Origin of the sequence: Micromonospora sp. SL1-18, from assembly GCF_047921505.1 — a bacterium.
Classification (GTDB): Bacteria; Actinomycetota; Actinomycetes; order Mycobacteriales; family Micromonosporaceae; genus Micromonospora.
In genome coordinates this window covers 1-5,562 of the sequence record NZ_JBLROA010000135.1, presented here as the reverse complement: position 1 = coordinate 5,562, position 5,562 = coordinate 1, and the positions used below count along the sequence as shown (strand labels likewise).

Below are 5,562 nucleotides of genomic sequence, written 5' to 3'. Positions count from 1 at the left end.
GCAGCCGGGACCGTGCCGGCGGGTGCGCCCGGTGGTGCTCGGCCACCAGCGCGGGCGCGTCAGGGACCTGCCACCCGTGCCGTCAGCCGACGACCGGGCTGCGCCGTTCGAGGAGGACGACATCCCGCCAGCGATCGTGCTGCCGGGCGACCCGCTCGCGGACGCCGATGACCCGGAACCCGGCCCGGGCGTGCAGGGCCAGGCTGGCGGTGTTCTCCGGGAAGATCCCAGACTGGATGGTCCAGACGCCGACCGCGTCGGTCGAGGCGACCAACGCGCCGAGCAGCAGACGGCCCAGGCCCCGCCCCCGCGCCTCGGGGTCGACGTAGACCGAGTGCTCGACCACCCCGGCGTAGACCGCCCGGGTCGAGGTCGGCGACACGGCGACCCAGCCGAGTACCCGGTCGAGGGCGTCCACCGCCACGAAACGATGCGCGGGCAGCCTCGCCGCGTCGAACGCGGACCACGCCGGCGCGGCCGTCTCGAAGCTGGCGTCGCCGCCGTCGAGGCCCTGCTGGTAGATGGCCAGCACCCGCTCCGCGTCCCCGGGACGCATGGCCCGAACCCGTACGCCCCCCATGGGCCGCAGGGTACCGGCCCACCCGGTCGGACCGAACGGTAGAGCTCCGATTACGGTGGCGGAATGGGTAAGCCGACCCGTTGGGTGACCGACACCAAGCCGGGGCACTCGCAGTGGTACATTGACCGGTTCCGACGTCTCGCCGCCGAGGGGGCGGACCTGGCCGGCGAGGCGCGGTTGCTGGACGCGCTGGTTCCGCCGGGCGCCCGGATCCTGGACGCCGGCAGCGGCACCGGCCGGATCGGTGCCGAACTCGCCGCCCGCGGCCACCGCGTGGTCGGGGTGGACGCCGATCCGGCCCTGATCGAGGCCGCCGGCGCCGACCACCCCGGTCCGCGCTGGCTGGTCGCCGACCTGGCCGAGCTGGACCTGGCCGCCCAGGGCGAGCCGGAGCCGTTCGACGCCGCCGTGTGCGCCGGCAACGTGCTGACGTTCGTCGCCCCGAACACCGAACGGGCGGTGCTGGCCCGGATCGCCGCGCACCTCCGCCCGGACGGGATCCTGGTGGTCGGCTTCGGCACCGACCGGGGCTACCCGCTCACCGAGTTCGACGCCGACGCGGTGGCGGCGGGGTTCCGCCTGGAGCACCGCTTCGCCACCTGGGACCTGCGCCCGTGGCGGGACGACGCCGACTTCGCGGTGACGGTACTGCGCAAACCCGTCAACTGATCTGCACGCCCCGGCCTGCCGGCCGGCGTCCGCTTCCGGATCGAGAACAGGTTCGAGAACAGGTTCAGGCCGGGGCGGCGACCGTCCGGGCGGCGGCCGGATCGAGCGGGCTGCCGGCCGGAACCAGGCTGACCAGGCTCGCCGGCAGCCGCACCGGGCGGACGCCGGCGTAGCCGAGCATGCCGAGCACGTCGGGGCCGGTGAGCACGTACCGCCAGCCGAGGTCGGTGACGACGCAGATCGCGCCCCCGGAGGCGCCGGGCGCCGGCACGGCCTCGACCACCGCGCCCCGCCCCGGTTCGACCACCACCTGGTCGACGAGCCCGCCCCGGCCGGCCGCCGGCCGCGCCGCGGCGGAAAGGTCCGGCGGCCGGACGCCCATCCGGACGTCGGGTACGCCGGTGTCGTCGCCGACCCGGACGCAGAGCGCGCCGCCGTCCACGGTGGCCAGCCGGGGCGGCACGGCCGGCGGGGCGGCCGGCCCGGTAGGCGTCCGGTCGGGAAGCTTGGGCAGGGCGGCGAAGCGCCCGAGGGTGACCGGCTTCGGGTCGCCCTGTCCGGTACGGGCGAGCAGCAGCGCCGCCTGGAGTTCGGTGATGCCGGCCAGGCCGTCCCGCTCGGCCACCGCGTACTGGCGGCCACCGCCGGAGTTGCGGACCAGGTAGACGTCGCCGACGGTGGCGCCGGTGACCTGGTCGGAGGGTTCGCCGAGATGGCGTACCGGGGGCAGGGCCAGGTCGGCGCCGGCCGGCACGGTGTTGAGCAGCGCCGGGGCCACCGGCACCGCCCGGGCCCGCGTGGCGGCCAGCGCGGCGAGCACCCGGTCGGGATCGCGGAGCAGGTAGCGCCGGCCGCGCCAGAGCAGGTGCAGGCTCACGAATTTGGTTATGAATCCTCAATGGACATAACATGTCCGGGTGGAACTTCTTCGACTGGCGAAGGCTGCGCAACGTTTGGGTGTTCACCCGGTGACGCTTCGTTTGTGGGCTGATTCGGGGAAGATTCCGGTGACGTGGGTGGGCCGTGAGCGGCGGTTTTCCTCGGTTGATGTCGAGGCGATGAAGGTCTCCGGCGGTGGTGTGCGTGTTCGTTTGGAGGGCCTGTACGTGCGTGTGTCCGGCTCCAGCGGGCAGGAGTCCTCGCTGGAAGCTCAGGAGCGCGAGCTTCGGGCAACCGCCGCCGGTGAGATCGTGAAGGTGTTCCGTGACCGGTCCTCGGGTCTGCGGGAGGACCGGCCCGGCCTCAACGCGCTGCTGCGAGCCGTCGCCGACGGAAGTGTCACCGTGGTGCGTGTCACGCATGAGGACCGGCTGGCCCGGTTCGGTGTCGGCTGGCTCAAGCAGCTGCTCGCCGTCCACGGGGCCACCCTCGACGTGCTGCACTCGACAAAGTGCGGCGGGCGGGAACTCCTGGAAGACTTCGTTTCCCTCGTGACGACGCTCGCCGGGCGCTTGTATGGGATGCGGTCGGCAGAGAACCGGCGCCGCCTGCTGGCCGAGTCCGGGCAATGCCAGGCTGGTGGCCGGTGAGCCGGAAGCTTCCCCTGCCTGAAGGCGAGACCTCACGCACCGCGTGTGCCCCCGCCCTGCTGCGGACAGGGGTCGACGAGAAGTCCGACGAGATCCTCTCCCCGGCCGTGCTCGCGGAACGTGTGGGCTGGTGCGCTGATCTGGTGGCGGGGATGGTCTCTGTGCTGCTGGTTGAGCGTTGGACCGCGGGCGATGTTGATGTGCTCGCCTCCGGCATGGACGCTGGTGGCCGCAGGCTGCCGTCGAACGCGTGGATGGCGCTGCGGCGCCTGGGCTGGACCGCCACCCCGCCTGCGAGTGTGAAGGTTAATGACCGGATCGTGCGTATGGCTCAGGAGCAGGCGGGGCGCGCGCTGCGGTCGGTGAAGTGGCGTGCTGACCTGACCGCCGCGGTCCTGTCCACCTGGCCAGCAGATCCAGGCAAGCGCACCCCGCAGGAGTGGGAGCAGGTACGCACGGCAATCCCTGGCGGGGAGCATCTGCCGTCGAGCGTCATCAAGGGCCGCACCAGGCAGGCCGCCACGTTCGGCAACGCTAACGGTCGGCTGCCGGTGGACGTGTTTGAGCTCGAAGGCACCCCGAAGGTCCCGCGGATGCTGCTGCTGGCGGCGTGTGACCGGCAGCAGGCCACCATCGAACGCAGCGACACCGACCCGGCCAGGGCACTGCTGCGCCTACAGCTGCCCACCCGACCGGATCCGCGAGCGTACCGGGACTGGACGTGGGTCGCCTGTCCGATCACGTTGCCGCCCACGGTCCCTGCGGGCGCGGTGGTGCACCTGCCCACCCTCCGGATGACCGGACGGCAGGTGCGCGCCGATGTCGCGTACACGCACCCGGTGCCGAAGGCCCGGCGCACCGGTCACACGGTGGCGCTCGGCGTGGACTGGGGCCTCAACACCCTCCTCAGCGCGGGAGCCTTGCAACTGCAGAAGGACGGCCGGATCACCTCCCTCGGGGCTGGTGCTCAGTTCCGGGCCGCCGGTGTCCTCGCCAAGCAGCACCGGCTGCGGCGCCTGTCAGAGCGACTGCACGCCAAGGCCGACCAGTACGTGCGGCTGATCGACGGCCGCCCCGACGAGCACCTGATCGCGAAACACGAACTGCTGCGCGACGAGATCCAGCATGTGTCCGCCCGCCGCCAGAACTTGAACGACGCGCTCGCGTGGGCTGCCGCCCGCTGGGCTGTGGACCAGGCGATCGCCGCCGCTGCGACGGTGATCTATGTGGAAGACCTGCGGTCGATGGAAGCCAAGGGCATGGGCGTCACCCTGAACACGCGCCTGTCGCAGCAGGTACGCGGAAAGATCGTCGACCGGATGCGGCACCTCGCCGCCGAGACTGGTATCGCCGTGGTCCCCGTCCCCGCCCGGAACACTTCCAAACACTGTCCGCAATGTTTGACCCCGCTGCGGCACCGCAAGGCCCCCGACCGGCCGACCGAGGCGGGCTGGAAATGGGCCATCTGCCCCAACCAGTCCTGCCGATGGCAAGGCGACCGCGACAACGGAGCATGGCGCCGCATCGCCGCCCGCGGCCTCACCCACCAGACTAAGACCGTCACCGACCGCACCACCGGCGCCATGATGATCCGTTCGGTTGTGGGCACGCTCGAAGCCACCGCCGTCGTCACCCCTGCCACCTGCAAGGCCAGCCGGTGGGACCGGTCGAAGACCAGCCCCACCCGGCCCCAGACCTCACGCCCCGCGCCCAGGCGACGCAGGGCACCCTCCCCCACCCGGCCCCACAGCCGAGCGGGCAAGCGTCCGGAGGGAGTCGCGGTAGGGACCGCCCTCACGGGCGGCCCCCCGCACAGATCCCCGCATGCGGAACTACCGCACGGGGCTCCTGCCTCAGGTCCTGGCAGCGAAGCGCGCCGCCGGGAAGGGATGCATCGTGCGAACCTTGGGTATCCATCGAGCCGCGATCCGGCCCATCCGCGCCCAGGTCATCCGTGTGCGCTGGCTACGACGCCGCAACGCCTTGAACCAGTGTCGGGTCACCTGGTATTGGAAGGTCGACACCGCGTCGGTGTTGCCGGGCACTGCATAGTAGGCCGCGTGGCCTCGCACCACGCTGGCCAGCCACTGCCCCTGCACCGGGATGGGCTGATGCCGGCGACGCTTGAGCTGCTCGTTGACCATCTTCAGCTTCGCCCGCATCCGTTTCGAGACCGTGATGCGCTTGAGCCAGAACCGCCCGCTCTCGGACACCGCGCAGATGTGCGTGAAGCCGAGGAAGTCGAAGGTCTCCGGCTTGCCCAGACCCCGCTTACGTCGTCGTCCAACGGCGTGCCGGCCGAACTCGATCAGCCGGGTCTTGTCCGGGTGAAGCTCCAGCCCGAACCGCGCGAACCGCTCGCGAAGCTCGGTCAGGAACCGCCGCGCATCCTGTTCATGCTCGAACCCGACGATGAAGTCGTCCGCGAACCGCACGATGATCACATCGCCGTGCGCGTGGCGGCGTCTCCACCAGTCGACCCACAGGTCGAGGACGTGATGCAGGTACACGTTAGCGAGCAGCGGTGATGCCGATGCCCCCTGCGGTGACCCTTGCTCCGTCGCCGACCAACTCCCGTTCTCGATCACTCCCGCGGCCAGCCACTTGTCGACCAGCCGCAGGACCCGCTTGTCCGCGATCCGGTGCTCCAGAAACTTCCGCAGCCAAACCCGATCAAGCTGGCCGAAGAAGTCGCGGATATCCGCGTCGAGCACCCAGTTCACCTTCCTCCGCTCGATCCCGACCGCGAGGGCGTCCAACGCATCGTGCGGACCACGTCCCGGC

Annotated in this window: 4 protein-coding genes and 2 pseudogenes; 3 read left to right on the top strand and 3 right to left on the bottom strand. The window is 71.5% G+C overall.

All coding sequences use genetic code 11. The features are described 5' to 3' along the window. Positions 1-82: 82 nt before the first annotated feature. Positions 83-580: a GNAT family N-acetyltransferase gene (locus ACNAW0_RS29815; protein ID WP_416291376.1), complete on the bottom strand. Its 498-nt coding sequence runs from the start codon at positions 578-580 to the stop codon at positions 83-85. Between the two features lie 63 nt (positions 581-643). Here ACNAW0_RS29815 and ACNAW0_RS29810 point away from each other — a divergent pair, with 63 nt between their 5' ends. Then, positions 644-1,249 (top strand): class I SAM-dependent methyltransferase, encoded by a 606-nt coding sequence (locus ACNAW0_RS29810; RefSeq protein WP_416291375.1) that lies wholly within the window; start codon positions 644-646, stop codon positions 1,247-1,249. Between the two features lie 64 nt (positions 1,250-1,313). Here the strand turns inward: ACNAW0_RS29810 and ACNAW0_RS29805 are convergent. Beyond that, a pseudogene (locus tag ACNAW0_RS29805) lies at positions 1,314-2,120 on the bottom strand (type VII secretion protein EccB); the annotation flags it as partial. A gap of 46 nt (positions 2,121-2,166) precedes the next feature. Between ACNAW0_RS29805 and ACNAW0_RS29800 the strand changes: the two are divergent. Together ACNAW0_RS29800 and ACNAW0_RS29795 are read left to right on the top strand one after the other, a co-directional pair. Then, complete coding sequence (locus tag ACNAW0_RS29800) at positions 2,167-2,778, top strand: IS607 family transposase (RefSeq protein WP_416291374.1); 612 nt, start codon at positions 2,167-2,169, stop codon at positions 2,776-2,778. Next, positions 2,757-4,298: pseudogene (locus ACNAW0_RS29795) on the top strand (zinc ribbon domain-containing protein); the annotation flags it as partial. The gene ACNAW0_RS29800 and the pseudogene ACNAW0_RS29795, both read left to right, overlap by 22 nt. A 333-nt stretch (positions 4,299-4,631) precedes the next feature. Here ACNAW0_RS29795 and ACNAW0_RS29790 read toward each other — a convergent pair. After that, positions 4,632-5,492 carry a reverse transcriptase domain-containing protein gene (locus ACNAW0_RS29790; protein WP_416291377.1) on the bottom strand — a complete coding sequence of 287 codons (861 nt, stop codon included), beginning with the start codon at positions 5,490-5,492 and terminating at the stop codon, positions 4,632-4,634. Positions 5,493-5,562: the final 70 nt, after the last annotated feature.

Coding starts and splice junctions, on each gene's coding strand:
- ACNAW0_RS29815 (WP_416291376.1), bottom strand. CDS start 580: ATGGGGGGCGTACGGGTTCGGGCCATGCGTCCCGGGGACGCGGAGCGG.
- ACNAW0_RS29810 (WP_416291375.1), top strand. CDS start 644: ATGGGTAAGCCGACCCGTTGGGTGACCGACACCAAGCCGGGGCACTCG.